Origin of the sequence: Streptomyces sp. NPDC059499, assembly GCF_042749285.1 — a bacterium.
Classification (GTDB): domain Bacteria; phylum Actinomycetota; class Actinomycetes; order Streptomycetales; family Streptomycetaceae; genus Streptomyces.
This window is the reverse complement of sequence record NZ_JBHYTT010000002.1, coordinates 547055-564932: the sequence shown is the minus strand read 5'-3', so window position 1 is coordinate 564932 and position 17878 is coordinate 547055. Positions and strand designations below refer to the sequence as shown.

Genomic DNA, 17878 nt, shown 5'->3' with positions numbered 1-17878 from the left:
CACAGGCCCGGCGCACCCCTTGACGCAGCCGTCAGGGATTGTCACATTCATCGGTGTCACGTTACGGGCACGTATCGCGACACCGCACAGACCAAGGGGGCTGCGTGAATCTGCAAGGCGCGCGCGAGCGCTGGGTTCGTACGGGCGGAGTCGAGCTGTGCGTCGCCGAGCTGGGCGACCCGACACTGCCGACCATCGTCCTGGTGCACGGCTATCCGGACAGCAAGGAGGTCTGGTCGCAGGTCGCGCTGCGGCTGGCCGGGCACTGGCATGTCGTGCTGTACGACGTGCGGGGACATGGCCGGTCGACGGCGCCCAGACCCCTGCGCGGCGGCTTCACGCTGGAGAAGCTGACGGATGACTTCCTGTCCGTCGTGGACGCGGTGAGCCCGGACCGGCCGGTGCACGTGGTCGGCCACGACTGGGGTTCGGTCCAGGCCTGGGAGTTCGCCACGGTCGAGCGGACCAAGGGCCGCATCGCCTCGTTCACCTCGATGTCGGGCCCGTCCCTGGACCACTTCGGGCACTGGATCAAGCAGCGGGTGTCCCGCCCCACGCCACGGCGCCTCGGTCAGCTGCTCGGCCAGGGCGCCAAGTCCTGGTACGTGTACGCCCTGCACACGCCCGTCCTGCCCGAGCTCGCCTGGCGCGGGACGCTCGGCAAGCAGTGGCCGCGCATTCTGCGGCGGATGGAGAAGGTGCCCGCGGACGGCTATCCGACGCCCTCGCTTCCGAGGGACGCGTCGCACGGGGCCTGGCTCTACCGCGACAACGTCCGGGCCCGCCTGCGCAGACCTCGCACCGACGCGGTCGCCCATGTGCCCGTCCAGCTGATCACCCCGACCGGTGACATCTTCCTCTCGGCGACGCTCTACGACGAACTCGGCCTCTGGGCACCTCGGTTGGTGCGTCGGTCCCTTCCTGCCAAGCACTGGGTCCCGCGTACGAGGCCGGATCAGCTGTCCGCCTGGATCAGCGACTTCGTCACTGCCGGCGAAGCGGCAGGCAAGGGTGGCGCGGCCGCGCCGGAGACCGTGGCGACCGGGGCACACGCGGACCGGTTCAGCGGGCAGTTGGTCCTGGTGACGGGCGCGGCCGGTGGCATCGGCCGCGCCACCGCCCTGGCGTTCGCGGCAGCGGGCGCGCGCGTGGTGGTCGTGGACCGGGACCCGGAGGGGGCGGCCCGGGCGGCGCAGGAGGCCCTGCGGTCCGGTGCGCAGGACGCCTGGAGCGAGGTGGTGGACGTCGGCGACGAGCAGGCGATGGAGAAGCTCGCCGAGAAGGTCGCGGCGGAGTACGGAGTCGTCGACGTCCTGGTGAACAACGCCGGCATCGGACTGTCCGGTTCCTTCCTGGAGACCACGAGCCAGGACTGGCGGAACGTCCTCGACGTCAATCTGTGGGGTGTCATCCACGGCTGCCGGATCTTCGGCAGGCAGATGGCCGCCCGTGGCCAGGGCGGTCATATCGTCAACATCGCTTCGGCAGCCGCCTACCAGCCGTCGAGGACCCTGCCCGCGTACAGCACCTCGAAGGCCGCCGTGCTGATGCTCAGCGAATGCCTCCGTGCGGAGCTGGCCGAGCAGTCGATCGGCGTCAGTGCGATATGCCCGGGCATCGTCAACACCGGCATCACCGGGACGGCTCGCTTCGCCGGGACGGATGCGGCTGAGGAGAACCGCCTCCGGAAGCGCACGGGCCGCCTGTACGCGCTCCGCAACTACCCTCCGGAGAAGGTCGCCGACGCGATTCTCGGAGCCGTGGTGCACAACCGGGCCGTCGTGCCGGTGACGCCCGAGGCCCGCGGTTCCCGGCTGCTCTCGCGGATCAGCCCCGGAGTGCTGCGTGGGATCGCCCGGCTGAAGCCGCCGCTGTGAGCGAGCCCCGACCGTCAGGAGCGCAGAGCCGGAACGCTCCGGCGAACCCGGACGGCAGGGGACCGGTCGTCCCGGAGTTCCGGATCGAGGACCTGGCGCAGGCCAGTGGTGCGACCGTCCGTACGATCCGCGCCTACCAGGACCGCGGCCTGCTGCCCGCACCGGAGCGGCGCGGGCGGGCCAACGTGTACGGGGAGATACATCTGACCCGCCTCAGGCAGATCGCCGGCCTGCTGGACCGTGGCTACACCCTGACCAGCATCAGGGAGCTGCTGGACGCCTGGGACACGGGGCGCGGGCTCGGCGGAGTGCTCGGTCTGGTCGCCGAGGTGCAGGGCCCGTGGTCGGACGAGGAGGCGGGCCGGATCACGAGGGTGGAGCTGGAGGCGAAGTTCGGTGGGATGCCGGGCAGCGCGTCGGTCGAGGGTGCGGTGACGGACGGGTTCGCCGAAGCGGTGGCGGACGCGGTTGCTCTCGGCGTACTCGAGCCCGCCCCGGGGAGCGTCGACGAGTTTTTGGTTCCGAGTCCCCAAGAACTTTCGGTGGCCGTGGAGTTGCACGCCGCCGGAGTGCCTCTCTCCGCAATCTCCGGTCACCTGGGGGAACTCCGGCAGCAGGTCGAGCACATCGCTTGCCGCTTCCTGGAGTTCACCGCCGAACACGTCTTCGCCCGCTACGCGGACCATCGAAGTCGAACCGACACGGACGCGGCGGAGGCCGCCTCGATGGTGCGCCACCTGCGCCCGCTCGCCCAGCAAGTGGTGGATGCCGAACTGGCCCGCGCCATGGGACGGTTGGCAGTACGCCATCTGCAGAATCACCTCACCGCACCCGACGTCCCCGCTGAGCGCCCCGCACCGCGACCGGTGCTCCTTCCGGCTTCCACAATGCAGGCGGTCCAGGACCTTGTTGGGCCGCAGGGCATCGCCGCCTTCGTAGCCGCGGCAGCTGAACGGGAGGTTCACACCAGGGCATTGGATGCCTTGACCGCATCTCACGCCATAACAGAAGGACTTGAACAAAAGCCCTAAATGCCACAACACTTGTCCACAGAATCGCCAAATCCCCTGTGGATAACTTGAGTTGGCTGTGGATCAAACATGAGCAGCCCCATGAGTGTCACGAACTCTGAGCGAAATCGGGGTGCGCCGGGACGAACGCTGCGGGCACTCTGACGGGATGGACGAACGACGCACCGTCAAGGTGTCCAAGTACCTGTCGAAACACCTGCGGCATCAGCCGGAACGGATCGGAATCACCCTCGATCCCTCCGGCTGGGTGCCGATCGACGAACTGATGCGGGCGTGCGCCGGACACGGATTCCCCGTCACCCGCGCGGAGCTCGACCATGTCGTCGCCGCCAACGACAAGCAGCGTTTCGCCGTGGACGGCGACCGCATCCGGGCGAACCAGGGCCACACGGTCACGGTCGACCTCGGCCTGCCACCGGCCGAGCCACCCGCGTACCTCTACCACGGCACAGTGGGCCGGGTACTCGACGTGATCCGTACCGAAGGGCTGCGGCCCATGGCCCGCCACCACGTCCACCTCTCGCCCGACCGCGAGACGGCAACCCGCGTCGGCGCCCGGCGCGGAGTGCCTGTCATCCTCTCCGTGGACGCGGGAGCCATGCACCGGGCGGGCCACGTCTTTCACGTCAGTACCAACGGGGTGTGGCTCACCGACTCCGTGCCACCGCAGTTCCTGCGGCTGGGCGAGTGACCGCACGAGCAGTACCGCCGCCGGGACCGGACGCCCGGCGCCCGCTCCGCCCCCTGCCCTGCCCCGCCCGCACCCGCGCCCGCGCCCGCACCATCGCCCGCGCGGAGCCATACCGATGCGGAGGGTGCCACGCGTCGCCGTAGAGTCGGGTGCATGACGTCCTCACTCCGCCTGAGCACCGTGATCCTCCCCATCCGCCGCTGGCACGACGGTGGCCGGGCGCTGTGGGTCCGCGCCGAGGAACTGGGTTTCCACGCGGCGTACACCTACGACCATCTGGCATGGCGGACCTTCCGCGACGGCCCGTGGTTCGGCGCCGTCCCGACCCTGACGGCCGCCGCTGCCGCCACATCGCGGCTGCGGCTCGGCACCCTGGTCACCTCTCCCAACTTCCGGCACCCGGTGACACTCGCCAAGGACCTCATCACGCTGGACGACGTCTCCGACGGGCGGATCACGCTCGGGATCGGCGCCGGCGGAAACGGCTTCGACGCCACGACTCTGCGCAGGAGCGACGAGGAGCCGTGGACACCGCGGGAGCGCGCCGACCACTTCGAGGAGTTCGTGCCGCTCCTGGACCGGCTGCTGCGGGAGCCTTCGGTGACGCACGAGGGGCGGCTCTACTCCGCGAACGAGGCCCGGAACATCCCGGGCTGCGTACAGAGCCCCCGGCTGCCCTTCGCGATCGCCGCCACGGGACCGCGGGGACTGAAGCTCGCGGCTCGGTACGGACAGGCGTGGGTGACGACGGGCGATCCGAAGCTGTACGAGAGCGGCACCCCGGAGCAGTCCGTCGCGGCCATCCGCGGACAGGTCTCCAGGCTCGGCGCGGCCTGCGAGTCCGTGGGCCGGGATGTCTCGGAGCTGGACAAGGTACTGCTCACCGGGTTCACGCCGGACCGTCCGCTGTCGTCCTTCGACGCGTTCGTGGACTTCGCCGGTACGCATGCCGAGCTCGGCTTCACCGAGATCGTCGTGCATTGGCCGGTGCCCGACTCCGACTTCGCCGTCGACGAGAAGGTGTTCGAGCGGATCGCCACCGAGGGCCTGTCCCAGCTCGGCTGACCGTCCGGGCCCGCGTCCGGCTGCGCCACACCCTCCTGCGGAGCTGCGCTCTCCGGCGTTCGGGCGACGATTCCCGACGAAACGCCGTCGGCATATGCCCTCGACATGTTCTGCAGTTCAGGGGCGCGCCATCTCAGATGTGCGCCCCTCTGCACGCCCGTGCAACTCCATGCGGGAGAATGGGCAGGTGACTTCAGCTATCGACTCGCCTCTGCCTGCCGTGACCCGGCTGATCGCCACCGACCTGGACGGCACCCTGTTGCGCGACGACAAGACCCTGTCGGACCGTACCGTCGCCGCCCTCGCGGCAGCCGAGGAGGCGGGGATCGAAGTCTTCTTCGTCACCGGACGTCCCGCCCGCTGGATGGACGTCGTGACCGCTCATGTGCACGGCCACGGCATGGCGATCTGCGCGAACGGGGCCGCCGTCGCCGATCTGCACAGGGACGGCCGGCTGATCGAGGTCCGTCCGCTGGAGCGCGACGTGGCCCTGGACGTGGTTCATGTCCTGCGGGAGGCCGCACCGGGGGTCTCCTTCGCGGTCGAGCTGACCACGGGCATCCACTACGAACCTGCCTACCCGCCCTTCCACATGGACCCGGGGGCCACGGTCGCCGTTGCGGAGAAGCTGCTCCACGAGGAGGCGCCGGGCTCCGCCGCCCCGGTCCTGAAGGTCCTGGCACACCACCCCGAGCTGGCTCCGGACACTTTCCTCACGCTGGCCCGGGAGGCTGCGGGGGACCGCGCCTCGTTCACCCGCTCCAGTCCCACCGCCCTGCTGGAGATCAGCGGACTCGGGGTCTCCAAGGCCGGCACGCTCGCCGCATGCTGTGCGCAGCGTGGCATCGACCGGGCCGAAGTGGTCGCCTTCGGGGACATGCCCAACGATGTCGAGATGCTGAGCTGGGCCGGCGCCTCGTTCGCGATGGGCAATGCCCACCCGGCCGCGGTGGCTGCCGCCTCCGGGGTGACCCTCAACAACAACGAGGACGGTGTCGCGGTCGTCATCGAGCGGATCCTCGCCGCCCGCTGAGCCGCCCGCTGAACCGGCCCGTTGAACCGGCCCGCCCGCTGACCCGGGCACGGTCAGAGCGGGACCTCCCAGACCACCACCGCACCGCCACCGTCCTCCCCCGGTCCGAACCAGCTCGCTCCCCCCAGGGACTCCGCACGACGTGCGAGGTTGCGCAGTCCGCTGCGCCGCCCGCTGTCCGGGATACCCACGCCGTCGTCGACGACCGAGAGCCGCACCGCGTCCCGTCCGTCCGGGAGGATCGCGGTCGCGTCCACGCTCACCTCGACCTTGGAAGCACCGGCGTGCCGGAAGGTGTTGGACAGTGCCTCGCGCAGCGCCGCGATGAGGTTCTTGCCCGCCAGTTCGCCGACCAGCGAGTCGACGGGCCCGAGAAAGCGGTGCGTCGGTTTGAAGCCCAGGGGCACCGCCGCCATGTTGATCTCCCGCAGCACACGGGTCCGCAGTCCGGACGGTTCCTCGGCCGTTTCCTGCTGCAGCGCGAAGATGGCGGTGCGGATCTCCTGGATGGTCACGTCCAGTTCGTCGACGGCCCGTCCGACGCCGTTCCGCACCGCGGGGACGGACGAGCGGCGCTGCGCACGCTCCAGCATCATCCCGGCGGCGAACAGGCGCTGAATGACGAGGTCGTGGAGGTCCCGGGCGATCCGGTCCCGGTCCTCGTACACCGCGAGCCGCTCCCGGTCGCGCTGGGCCTCGGCCATCTTCAGGGCGAGGGCTGCCTGCGCGGCGAACTGGGTGGCCAGCGTCCGCTCCGCCTGAGTGAACGGGCGGCCGCCCCGTTCCCGCGGCACGGCGAGCGCGCCGAGCACCCGTCCGCCGCTGCGCAGCGGCAGCAGCATGTGCGGGCCGAACTGGTGGGACAGCCTGGTGATCATGCGGGGGTCGGTCGCCGCGTCATCCATGAAGACCGCCTCGCCCCTGAGGAGCGCCGCAACCACAGGGCTTCGTGCCGGAATGATCACTCCGAGCGAGGCGGACGGCTTGGTACCGGCGACGGCGACGATTTCCAGGCCGCCCTCCTCGGCCGGCAGGAGGACGATTCCTGCGGCGGAATCGGCGAGACGGCGTGACTGTTCGGCGACGACGGCCAGCGCGTCGTCGGCGTCCCCACCCGAGAGCAGAGCCGTGGTGACGGCCACCGAACCCTCGATCCACCGTTCCCGCTGGCGCGCGGCCTCGTACAGCTGCGCGTGACCGATGGCGATCCCGGCCTCCGTGGCGAGCACCCGCAGCATGTGCAGGTCGTGGTCGTCGAAGTCGGCCCCGTCGTGCTTCTCCGCCACGTAGAGATTCCCGAAGACGTCGCCCTGGACGCGGATCGGAACCCCGAGGAAGGTCCGCATCCTGGGGTGGTCGGGCGGGAACCCTGTGAAGCGCGGGTCGGCCGATACGTCCGACAGCCTGATGGGAACCGGATCGCGGATCAGCGCGCCCAGGAGCCCGGTACGGCCATCGGGCGGGTGCCCGATGGCGTGAGCGATCTCTGCCGGGACCCCGTGGCTGATGAAGTCGGAGAGACCGTCGCCCGATTCGTCGACCACGCCGATCGCCGCATAGCGGGCGTGGGTGAGCTCGGCCGCGGTCTCGCAGATGCGCTCGAGTGTGGAATGGAGCTGCAGCCCCGTACCGAGGGAGCGCATGGCGTCCAGCAGCTGCGGAACACGGGCGGTCAGCTCCGTGGAGAGTCCCTGCCGGCTTTCGTCAGCCTGCGCCGAGGCATCGGGTGAGTCCTTCGCGTCCTGCTCAGGCATGAGCCGAGCCTAGTTAGTCATGATTCGTCCGGAAAGTCGGCTGACGTCTCCACCCGTCACACCCGCACCTCCACGGGCAGCGTCTCCCGCCGCGTCTCTTTCAGCTGTTCCGGCTCCTGCTCGCGATCCAGCATTCGGCGCAACGGCCCGTCCTGGGCGGCCAGCGCGGCGTACGTCCCCTGCTGCACCACGCGGCCTCCGTCCAGCACCAACACCTCGTCCACCGCGTCGAGTCCCGCCAGCCGATGGGTGATCAGCACGGTCGTACGTCCCTGAGTGGCGTCCAGCAGATCGGCCGTCAGCGCATCCGCCGTGGCCACATCGAGGTGCTCGGCGGGCTCGTCGAGGACGAGAACGGGGAAGTCCGCAAGGAGTGCACGTGCCAGCGCCAGCCGCTGCCGCTGGCCGCCGGAGAGCCGGGCACCATGTTCGCCCACCAGGGTGTCGAGGCCGTCCGGCAGCGACCGGACCCAGTCCAGCAGCCGCGCCCGGGCGAGTGCGTCCCGCAGTTCGCCGTCCGTGGCGCCGGTGCGGGCGAGCCGGAGGTTCTCCCGGATGGAACTGTCGAAGGCATGGGCATCCTGGGCACACAGCCCGACGAACGTCCGGACCGTGTCCCCGTCCAGCGCGGCCGCCTCGACGCCGCCGAGCCGGTACGTCCCCTCCCGTGCGTCCAGGAAACGGAGCAGAACCTGGGCGAGTGTCGTCTTCCCGGAGCCCGACGGCCCCACGACAGCCACCCTCTTTCCCGGAAGCAGCGTCAGGTCCACTGCGTGCAGGGCGTCCCTTTCGGCTCCCTCGTAGCGCGCCGACAACGCCCTGACGGAGAGCGGGAAGACCGAGGCCGGCGCCTCGGCCGGCGCGGTGGGCTCCTGGACCGGCAGAGGGGCGTCGAGCACTTCGTGAACCCGCTCGGCGCTCTGCTTGACGCGCTGGCGGTACTGCACGGCGAGCGGCAGTCCCGTCACAGCCTCGAACGCCGCCAGCGGGGTGAGGACGACGACGGCCAGCTCCACGCCGGCCAGCCGTCCGTCGAACACCGCGGGAACGGCGACGAGTGCGGCACCGACGACGGTGAGCCCGCAGATCAGCGCGGAGAGTCCGCCGCCGAGCGCGGTCGCGGTCGCGGCGCGCGAGGCGATCCGGGTGAGTACGCCGTCGGCCGCGCGCAACCGACGCATGCGGGAGGGCAGCGCACCGGCGACGGTCAGCTCCGCCGTCCCACCGAGGAGATCGGTGATCCGAGTGGCCAGCGCGGCCCGGGCCGGAGCCAGTTGGCGTTCCGCGTGCCGGGCGCAGGCCCCGCTGACCAGCGGCACGCCCACGCCCGCGAGGAGCAGGCCGACGGCCAGAACGGCGCCGGCCTCCGGGAGAAGCCAGCCGGTGAAACCGACGGCCCCGGCGCCGACCGCGAGCGCGGTTCCCGCCGGCAGCAGCCAGCGCAGCCAGTAGTCCTGCAACGCGTCCACATCGGAGACCAGCCGGGACAGCAGGTCGCCGCGCCGTGTCGTGCGCAGGCCGGCCGGTGCGACACGTTCGAGCCCTCGGTACACGGCGACCCTGAGCTCGGCGAGCATCCTGAGCACCGCGTCGTGGGACACCAGCCGCTCGGCATAGCGGAACACGGCCCTGCCGATACCGAAGGCCCTGGTCGCGGTGACCGCGACCATCAGATAGAGCACCGGCGGCTGCTCCGACGCACGCGAGATCAGCCAGCCGGAGACAGCCATGAGGCCGACGGACGAGCCCACGGCGAGGCTGCCCAGCAGCAGCGCGAGCCCCAGCTTCCTGTGCTGGGCACCGGCAGCCTCCCTGACCCTGGCCAGCACCCGGCCGCCGGTCCTCGGGGCGGTGTCCTTGAGCAGCCCGGGGTCGCCCGCCGGCATCGGCTCACCGGAAGTCCGAGCCTCCAGGTCATCACGCCTGTCGGCCCCGTCCAGCCCGCTCGGGTCCGCCACCGCCGAACGTGCGGTGCTCACCCCGGCCTGCCGCGGCTCCAGCGCCACCACCCGGTCCGCCACCGAGAGCAGCGCGGGGCGGTGTACGACCAGCAGTACCGTGCGCCCCGCCGCCAGCCTCCGTACCGCGTCGACTATGCCCGCTTCCGTCTCGCCGTCCAGGCTCGCGGTCGGCTCGTCGAGCAGCAGCAGCGGCCGGTCGGCGAGGAACGCCCGTGCCAGTGCGAGCCGTTGGCGCTGACCCGCGGAGAGTCCGGCGCCGTCCTCACCCAGCAGTGTCCGCACACCGTCCGGCAGGCCGGCCACGAAGTCGTACGCCCCCGCGTCCCTCAGTGCCGCCATGACCGCGTCGTCGTCGGCGCCCGGACGCGCCAGCCGTACATTCTCCGCGATCGTTCCGGCGAAGAGATGCGGGCGCTGCGGCACCCACGCGATCTGTTCGCGCCAGCGTTCGGGGGAGAGCTCGGACAGGTCGGTTCCGCCGACCCGCACCCGTCCCCCGTCGGGCACCGCGAACCCCAGCACCAGGTTCAGGAGCGTGGATTTACCCACCCCGCTGGGGCCGACCAGGGCGACGGTCTCCCCCGGCTCCACCACCAGGGACACGGCATCCAGCGAGGGTTCGGTACGGCCCCGGTGCCGGACGGTCACCTGCTCCAGTTCCAGCCGCAGCGAGGGCGGGACATCCTGGGCACCCACCGGCCGGAGTTCGGTCTCCAGCACCGCGAAGATCTCCTCGGCGGCCGAAAGCCCCTCTGCTGCGGCGTGGTACTGAGCACCCACTTGCCGCATCGGCAGAAAGGCCTCGGGCGCCAGGATGAGAACCACCAACCCGGTGTAGAGGTCGAGTTCCCCGTGGACGAGGCGCATCCCGACGGTCACGGCTACCAGCGCCACGGAGAGGGTCGCCAGCAGCTCCAGCGCGAAGGACGACAGGAAGGCGATCCGCAGCGTCTTCAGCGTGGCCACGCGGTACTGCGAGGTGATGGCGCGAATCGATTCGGCCTGCGCCTTGGCACGGCCGAAGACCTTCAGTGTCGGCAGCCCCGCGACGACATCGAGGAAGTGGCCGGACAGCCGCGACAGCAGCTGCCACTGCCGGTCCATGCGGGACTGGGTGGCCCAGCCGATGAGGATCATGAACAGGGGGATGAGCGGCAGCGTCACCACGATGATCGCGGCCGAGACCCAGTCCTCCGTAACGATCCGTGCCAGAACCGCCAGCGGCACCACGACCGCGAGTCCCAGCTGCGGGAGGTAGCGCGAGAAGTAGTCGTCGAGCGCGTCGATACCCCGGGTGGCGAGAGCCACCAGCGATCCGGTGCGCCGACCGCTCAGCCAGTCCGGGCCCAGGGCTGCCGCCCGCTCCATGAGCCTGCCGCGCAGTTCGGACTTGACCGCGGCGCTCGCCCGGTGCGCGGCCAGTTCGGTCAGCCATGCCACCAGCGCCCGGCCCAGCGCGACCGCGGCAAGCAGCAGCAGCGGTGTGCGGAGTCCGGAAACGGTCAGCCCGTCCTCGAATCCGCCCACCACCACTTCGGCGACAAGCATGGCCTGCGCGATCACCAGGGCTGCGCCGACCAGTCCGAGTGCCACCACGGCCGCCAGGAACAGACGGGTGGCACGGGCGTACCGCAGCAGACGCGGATCGATCGGTTTCACGTGAAACAGCTCCCCAGTGAGCTCATGCCAGTCGTTCGACGCAGCACCTGTTGACGCAGCGTCTGTGCCTTTCGGCCGTCGGCTCCGAGTTCTCGGCCTTCACCTGCCGAATGCCGCCCGCCGTCTGCCGTCTGTCGCCCCTCAGTGCGGATCGGCGATGTGCTGCGTGCCGATGCGCTTGCGGAACACCCAGTACGTCCAGCCCTGGTACAGCAGCACCACCGGAGTCGCGACAGCGGCACACCAGGTCATGATCTTGAGTGTGTACGGGGACGACGAGGCGTTGGTCACCGTCAGGCTCCACGCGTCGTTCAGCGAGGACGGCATGACGTTCGGGAAGAGCGTCAGGAAGAGCATGGCGACCGCGGCCGCGATGGTCAGTCCGGAGAGCGCGAACGACCAGCCCTCCCGCCCCCTGGCGATGGCTCCGACCGCGCCGGCCAGTGAGGCCACGGCGATGATCAGCGCCCCCAGGCTCCAGCCGTCGCCGTTGTCCGCCTGGGTCCAGACGAGGAAGCCCAGGGCCAGTACCGCGGCAGCCGGCCCCAGTCCGAGCGCCAGCCTGCGCGCCCGCTCCCGGATGTCCCCGACGGTCTTCAGCGCGGCGAACACGGCACCGTGGAAGGTGAAGAGGGACAGCGTGACCAGCCCGCCGAGAATCGCGTAAGGATTGAGCAGGTCCCAGAGGTTGCCGACGTACTCCATGTCGGCGTCGATCTTCACGCCCCGGACGATGTTCCCGAAGGCCACGCCCCAGAGCACCGACGGGATCAGGGAGGTCCAGAAGATCGCGTGCTCCCAGTTGGTCTGCCAGCGTTCTTCCGGCCGCTTCGCCCGGTACTCGAAGGCCACACCGCGCACGATCAGGCAGACCAGGATGAGCAGCAGCGGCAGATAGAAACCGGAGAACAGCGTGGCGTACCACTCGGGGAAGGCGGCGAAGGTCGCGCCGCCCGCGCTGAGCAGCCACACCTCGTTCCCGTCCCAGACGGGCCCGATCGTGTTGATCAGTACGCGCCGTTCCTTGCGGTCACGGGCGAGCAGCTTGGTCAGTACGCCGATTCCGAAGTCGAATCCCTCCAGGAAGAAGTACCCCGTCCAGAGGACGGCGATGAGCACGAACCAGACGTCGTGGAGTTCCATCTCTCAGCTCCGCTGCTCTCAGTAGGAGAAGGCCATGGGCCTGTCGGCGTCGTGGTCGTGGCCGCCGATCCTGGTGGGCGGATTGAGGTCGGCCTCCGTGAGCTCCGGCGGTCCGGCCTTGACGTACTTCAGGAGGAGCCTGACCTCGATCACGGCGAGCACCGCGTAGAGCGCGGTGAAGACGATCATCGAGGTGAGCACTTCCCCCTGCGAGACACCGGGGGAGACGGCATCGCGGGTCTGGAACACGCCGTACACCACCCATGGCTGGCGGCCCATCTCCGTGAAGATCCAGCCCCAGGAGTTGGCGATCAGCGGGAAGAGCATGGTCCACAGGGCGACGATCCAGTAGAGCCGGGTGAGCTTCGGGCTCAGCGCCTTGTTCTTGAAGAGCACCAGGTTCGGCACTTCGTCCTCACCGGTCCGCAGGGCCGGGGGCAGCATGAACTTCTTCCGCGTCAGCCACAGCCCCAGCAGTCCGAGCCCGAAGGACGCCATGCCGAAGCCGATCATCCAGCGGAAGCTCCAGAAGGCCACGGGGATGTTCGGCCGGTAGTCACCCGGGCCGAACTTCTCCTGCTCCGCCTTGTTGATGTCGTTGATGCCCGGGACGTACGAGGTGAAGCTGTCGTCCGCGAGGAAGGACAGTATTCCGGGGATCGAGACCTCTACGGTGTTGTGCCCCTCGGCGACGTCGCCCACCGCGAACAGCGAGAAGGGCGCGCCGTGCTCCCCCTCCCACAGGGCCTCCGCCGCGGCCATCTTCATCGGCTGCTGCTTGAACATCACCTTGCCGAGCAGGTCACCGCTGACCGCGGTGAGCATGCCCGCGACCACGACCGTGACCAGTCCGAGGCGCAGCGATGTCCGCATCACCCGGATGTGCTTCTTGCGCGCGAGGTGGAAGGCGGAGATGCCGACCATGAACGCGCCGCCGACGAGGAACGCCGCCGTGATGGTGTGGAAGAACTGGGTGAGCGCGGTGTTCTGGGTGAGCACCTGCCAGAAGTCCGTGAGCTCGGCGCGGCCCCGTTCCTCATTGATCCGGTAGCCGACCGGGTGCTGCATCCAGGAGTTGGCCGCCAGGATGAAGAACGTCGAGAGGACCGTTCCGATGGAGACCATCCAGATGCAGGCGAGATGGATCTTCTTCGGCAGTTTGTCCCAGCCGAAGATCCACAGCCCGATGAACGTGGACTCGAAGAAGAACGCGATCAGCGCCTCGAAGGCGAGCGGCGCACCGAAGACGTCACCGACGAACCGGGAGTAGTCGGACCAGTTCATGCCGAACTGGAATTCCTGGACGATGCCCGTGACCACACCCATGGCGATGTTGATCAGGAAGAGCTTGCCCCAGAACTTCGTGGCCCTGAGGTACTTCTCGTTGTCCGTGCGCACCCAGGCGGTCTGCAGGCCGGCCGTGAGGGCGGCGAGGGAGATCGTCAGTGGGACGAACAGGAAGTGGTAGACGGTGGTGATGCCGAACTGCCATCGCGCCAGAGTCTCTGGCGCCAGAGCTAGGTTCACGTCCTCTTCTCCTTGCGTCGCCGTGATCACAGCCGCAGCTCGCTCCGCCAATCCCACCGATGACGGGATGAAACGGGGCGCGCTTGTGAACGCGTTCACATTCACAAGCAATTATGGCGCACACATCTTCGAACCCATCGCGCGGGGGGTGGTTTCGAGCCGACCGGACCGAGCCACCGATACCGGGCATCGCGTCCGCGTCCGCCCGGCGCGCAGCACAGTGGCCCCGGACCTCGTCGACAGAGGTCCGGGGCCACCGGCACGCAGGCGGTCGAGCCGCCCTCCTACCGCTCCTTGTGGTACGACTCCGCCACCTTCAGGAACACGTCGTTGGCCTCGGTCTCACCGATCGTGACCCGCACACCCTCGCCCACGAACGGCCTGACCATCACGCCCGCCCGCTCGCACGCCGCGGCGAAATCGAGCGTACGGTCACCGAGCCGGAGCCAGACGAAGTTGGCCTGGGACTCGGGCACGGTCCAGCCCTGCTTCACCAGGCTCTCGTACACCCGGGTGCGCTCGCCGACCAGCGATCCGACCCGGCCCAGCAGTTCGTCCTCGGCCCGCAGCGAGGCGACCGCGGCGTCCTGGGCGACCTGGCTGACCCCGAAGGGGACGGCGGTCTTGCGCAGCGCCGCCGCCACCGGCTCGTGCGCCACCGCGAAACCGACCCGCAGACCTGCCAGGCCGTACGCCTTGGAGAAGGTCCGCAGCACCGCCACGTTGGGCCTGTCCCGGTAGATCTCGATGCCGTCCGGCACGTCGGCGTCCCGGATGAACTCCTTGTACGCCTCGTCGAGCACCACCAGCACATCGCCGGGAACCCGGTCCAGGAAGCGCTCCAGCTCCGCCCTGCGCACCACGGTTCCGGTCGGATTGTTCGGGTTGCAGACGAAGATCATCCGGGTGCGGTCGGTGATCGCTCCGGCCATCGCGTCGAGATCGTGCACCTCGCCGTCGGTGAGCGGCACCTTGACCGAGGTCGCGCCGCTGACCTGGGTGATGATCGGATACGCCTCGAAGGAACGCCACGCGTAGATGACCTCGTCACCCGGGCCGGAAGTGGCCTGGAGCAGCTGCTGCGCCACCCCGACCGAGCCGGTACCGGTGGCCAGATGGGAGACCGGCACACCGAACCGGTCGGCCAGCTCGTTCATCAGGCCGGTGCAGGCCATGTCCGGGTACCGGTTGAAGTTCGCGGCAGCCCCGAGCGCGGACTCCATGACCCCCGGCAGCGGCGGATACGGGTTCTCGTTGGAGGACAGCTTGAAAGCAACCGGTCCGTCGGCAGCCGCCGGCTTGCCCGGCACATAGGCAGGCACACCGTCCAGCTCGGCGCGCAGCTTGGGGCTCGTCTCGCTCACCGCAGGTCCTCCTCGACCATCCGTACACATCAATACTGCTCACCTTAAGAGGATTCGACGTCCCTGCGAATGGCCGGACCCGGAGAATCGTCCGCTGTGCCGGAAAGCACCGTCAATGCCCGGCGGCCCGACGGGTCCCCCGGGGGGAGCGCCGCACTCCGTGGCGCGCGCCCGTGGCTCACTCCGTAGCGCGCATCACTCGAACAGGTGAGTTGAGACCTCTTCGAGACATGGACCAATTAGCAGGTCCATGCACACCGACACATGACACATTGGCCTCCAACCCGGCAACACCCTTGATTTTCAAGGTATTTAATGCCTCATGATCATGCAGAAACGTGCCTGTCAACGTACGCATATGCGACCGGCCCAACCCACCGCCGGAGCCCTACTATCGGCTCGCCATGACAGCAGCAGGGAAGCACCAGGTGAGCCGGACAGAGACGCCCCGGCGCAGCGGCCGACCGGGACGGGCGGGGATCCGGGACGTGGCCGCCGCGGCCGGAGTCTCCATCACGACCGTCTCCGACGCGCTCAACGGCAAGGGCAGGCTCCCGGACGCCACCCGCCGACATGTCCGCGAGGTCGCCGAGAGGCTGGGCTACCGCCCGTCCGCGGCGGCCCGCACCCTCCGTACCGGCAGGTCGGGGCTCATCGGCCTCACCGTGACCACATACGGGGACGAACCCTTCACCTTCACCGAGTTCGCCTACTTCGCGGAGATGGCCAGGGCCGCCACATCGGCGGCGCTCGCCCGCGGCTACGCCCTGGTCATCCTCCCCGCCACCTCGCGCCACGACGTCTGGTCGAACGTCGCCCTGGACGGCACCGTCGTCATCGACCCCTCCGACCAGGACCCGGTGGTCACCGAACTCGTGCGGCAGGGCCTGCCCGTCGTGTCCGACGGCCGACCGGCGGGCACGCTGCCGGTCACCGCCTGGGTCGACAACGATCACCGGGCAGCCGTTCTCGACCTCCTCGACCACCTCGCCGCCGCCGGAGCCCGCCGCATCGGGCTGCTGACCGGCACCACCACCGACACCTACACCCGCCTCTCCACCACCGCCTACCTCCACTGGTGCGAGCGGGTGGGCCAGGACCCGGTCTACGAGTCCTATCCGGCCCACGACCCCTGCGCGGGCGCCGTGGCGGCCGACCGGCTCCTCGCCCGCCCGGACCGGCCCGACGCCGTCTACGGGCTCTTCGACCCCAACGGGACCGATCTGCTCGCCGCCGCCCGCCGCTACGGCTTGCGGGTCCCCGAGGACCTGCTGGTGGTCTGCTGCAGCGAGTCCACCGTGTACGCGGCGACCGATCCACCCATCACGACGCTCTCGCTCAAGCCGCGCAGAATCGGCACGGCTGTCGTCCAGCTCCTCATCGACGCCATCGAGGGCGTCGAGCACGACGGACCGCTGGAGCAGGTGATACCGACGGAACTCATCGTCCGGACTTCCTCGCAGCGGCGTCCGCCGCGCACCACGGTCAGCCCTCCGCGCTCCCCCGCCGGGGACTGATCGGATTAATCCGTACCAATCGGTCGGCGAACCATGCGTGCACTCGGATTCACCACCCCTGGTGCGTCCCAGAGCACGATCCGCATTCCTATGATGGGCGCACGACACCGCGGACCACCTCTACCAGGCAGGGCCCGTCAGGTGTACGGCGGCGCGACGGTGGTGGAGGGGTCGATGACTCAGGGGGCCGGTCAGGAACCCGTGGTGCGGACAGCGACGTTGCGTGACTTCCGCGTACCGCCGTATGCGCAGGCACCTGTGCCTTCGCCGTTGCCGCATCCCGGTAACGCCGTCATGGGCGACGAGCCGGAGGGGTACACGCCCACCGCGCGCGATCTCCCCGTGATCAACCGCGGCGACACCGTCCAGGTGCAGGCCGTTCCCCAGCCCCGGCCCGCCTCCGCCACGGGACGAGGTCCCCTGTACGTCGTCGGCGACGTCCACGGCTACCTGGACGAGCTCCTTGCCGCACTCCGCGAGCAGGGCCTCGTCGACTCCGAGGGCCAGTGGTCCGCCGGCAACGCCAGACTGTGGTTCCTCGGCGACTTCACCGACCGGGGACCGGACGGCATCGGCGTGATCGACCTCGTCATGCGGCTCTCCGCCGAGGCCGCGGCGGCCGGCGGGTACTGCAAGGCCCTCATGGGCAATCACGAGCTCCTTCTCCTCGGCGCCAAGAGGTTCGGCGACACCCCGGTGAACTCCGGTGCGGGTACGGCGACCTTCCAGGCGGCCTGGCTGCTCAACGGCGGCCAGAAGACCGACATGGAGCGGCTCCAGGACGTCCATCTGCAGTGGATGGCCCGCCTCGACGCGGTCGTCGAGGAGGACGGGCACCTGCTGATGCACTCCGACACGACGGCCTACCTCGACTACGGCACCACCATCGAGGACGTCAACGACACGGTGCACGCCATTCTCACGCGCAACGACGCCGATGAGTGCTGGGACCTCTTCCGCAAGCTCACCAAGCGGTTCGCCTTCCGCGACGAGGGCGGTTCGCAGGCCGTTCGCGAGCTGATGTCTACGTACGGCGGGCAGCGCGTCGTGCATGGTCACAGCCCCATCCCGTACCTGCTCGGCGAGGTCGGATCCGAGGACGGCGAAGACAGCGCCCGCCCCGTGGTGGACGGTCCGCACGTGTACGCGGACGGGCTTGCCATCGCCATGGATGGCGGAGTGACCATGGCCGGAAAGCTACTGGTTGTCCAACTTCCCCTGAATGACTGACGGCTGTCGGGGAAGACGCACCCACG

Annotated in this window: 12 protein-coding genes; 7 read left to right on the top strand and 5 right to left on the bottom strand. The window is 69.7% G+C overall.

Annotation, left to right across the window (positions count from 1 at the left end; translation table 11 throughout):
• Window positions 1–104 precede the first annotated feature (104 nt).
• The 5 genes from ACFW9O_RS07945 (at window position 105) to ACFW9O_RS07925 (ending at window position 5697) form a co-directional block, all read left to right on the top strand.
• On the top strand, window positions 105–1877 hold the full coding sequence (locus tag ACFW9O_RS07945) for an SDR family oxidoreductase (protein WP_384606305.1): 1773 nt from the start codon (window positions 105–107) through the stop codon (window positions 1875–1877).
• Window positions 1878–1960: 83 nt separating this feature from the next.
• Window positions 1961–2908, top strand: coding sequence for a MerR family transcriptional regulator (locus tag ACFW9O_RS07940; protein WP_384606635.1), 948 nt, complete (start codon window positions 1961–1963; stop codon window positions 2906–2908).
• 148 nt (window positions 2909–3056) lie between these two features.
• Window positions 3057–3599, top strand: a complete 543-nt coding sequence (locus ACFW9O_RS07935) for an RNA 2'-phosphotransferase (RefSeq protein ID WP_351174407.1) — start codon at window positions 3057–3059, stop codon at window positions 3597–3599.
• A 153-nt stretch (window positions 3600–3752) separates the two neighbouring features.
• Window positions 3753–4664 (top strand): LLM class flavin-dependent oxidoreductase, encoded by a 912-nt coding sequence (locus tag ACFW9O_RS07930; protein ID WP_384606302.1) that lies wholly within the window; start codon window positions 3753–3755, stop codon window positions 4662–4664.
• Window positions 4665–4851: 187 nt separating this feature from the next.
• Window positions 4852–5697 (top strand): Cof-type HAD-IIB family hydrolase, encoded by an 846-nt coding sequence (locus tag ACFW9O_RS07925; protein ID WP_384606300.1) that lies wholly within the window; start codon window positions 4852–4854, stop codon window positions 5695–5697.
• 53 nt (window positions 5698–5750) lie between these two features.
• Here ACFW9O_RS07925 and ACFW9O_RS07920 read toward each other — a convergent pair whose 3' ends face one another.
• The 5 genes from ACFW9O_RS07920 to hisC form a co-directional block, all read right to left on the bottom strand.
• Window positions 5751–7451, bottom strand: a complete 1701-nt coding sequence (locus ACFW9O_RS07920; protein WP_384606297.1) for a GAF domain-containing sensor histidine kinase — start codon at window positions 7449–7451, stop codon at window positions 5751–5753.
• 56 nt (window positions 7452–7507) lie between these two features.
• Window positions 7508–11071, bottom strand: coding sequence for a thiol reductant ABC exporter subunit CydD (cydD, locus tag ACFW9O_RS07915; RefSeq protein ID WP_384606296.1), 3564 nt, complete (start codon window positions 11069–11071; stop codon window positions 7508–7510).
• Between the two features lie 141 nt (window positions 11072–11212).
• Window positions 11213–12214, bottom strand: a complete 1002-nt coding sequence (cydB, locus tag ACFW9O_RS07910) for a cytochrome d ubiquinol oxidase subunit II (protein ID WP_384606293.1) — start codon at window positions 12212–12214, stop codon at window positions 11213–11215.
• 18 nt (window positions 12215–12232) lie between these two features.
• Window positions 12233–13741 (bottom strand): cytochrome ubiquinol oxidase subunit I, encoded by a 1509-nt coding sequence (locus ACFW9O_RS07905; protein WP_384606291.1) that lies wholly within the window; start codon window positions 13739–13741, stop codon window positions 12233–12235.
• Window positions 13742–14025: 284 nt separating this feature from the next.
• Window positions 14026–15105 (bottom strand): histidinol-phosphate transaminase, encoded by a 1080-nt coding sequence (hisC, locus tag ACFW9O_RS07900; RefSeq protein WP_384606288.1) that lies wholly within the window; start codon window positions 15103–15105, stop codon window positions 14026–14028.
• 404 nt (window positions 15106–15509) lie between these two features.
• Here hisC and ACFW9O_RS07895 point away from each other — a divergent pair, with 404 nt between their 5' ends.
• Complete coding sequence (locus tag ACFW9O_RS07895) at window positions 15510–16622, top strand: LacI family DNA-binding transcriptional regulator (RefSeq protein ID WP_384606285.1); 1113 nt, start codon at window positions 15510–15512, stop codon at window positions 16620–16622.
• Window positions 16623–16796: 174 nt separating this feature from the next.
• Window positions 16797–17852 (top strand): metallophosphoesterase, encoded by a 1056-nt coding sequence (locus ACFW9O_RS07890; protein WP_384606282.1) that lies wholly within the window; start codon window positions 16797–16799, stop codon window positions 17850–17852.
• The last annotated feature ends 26 nt before the right edge of the window (window positions 17853–17878 follow it).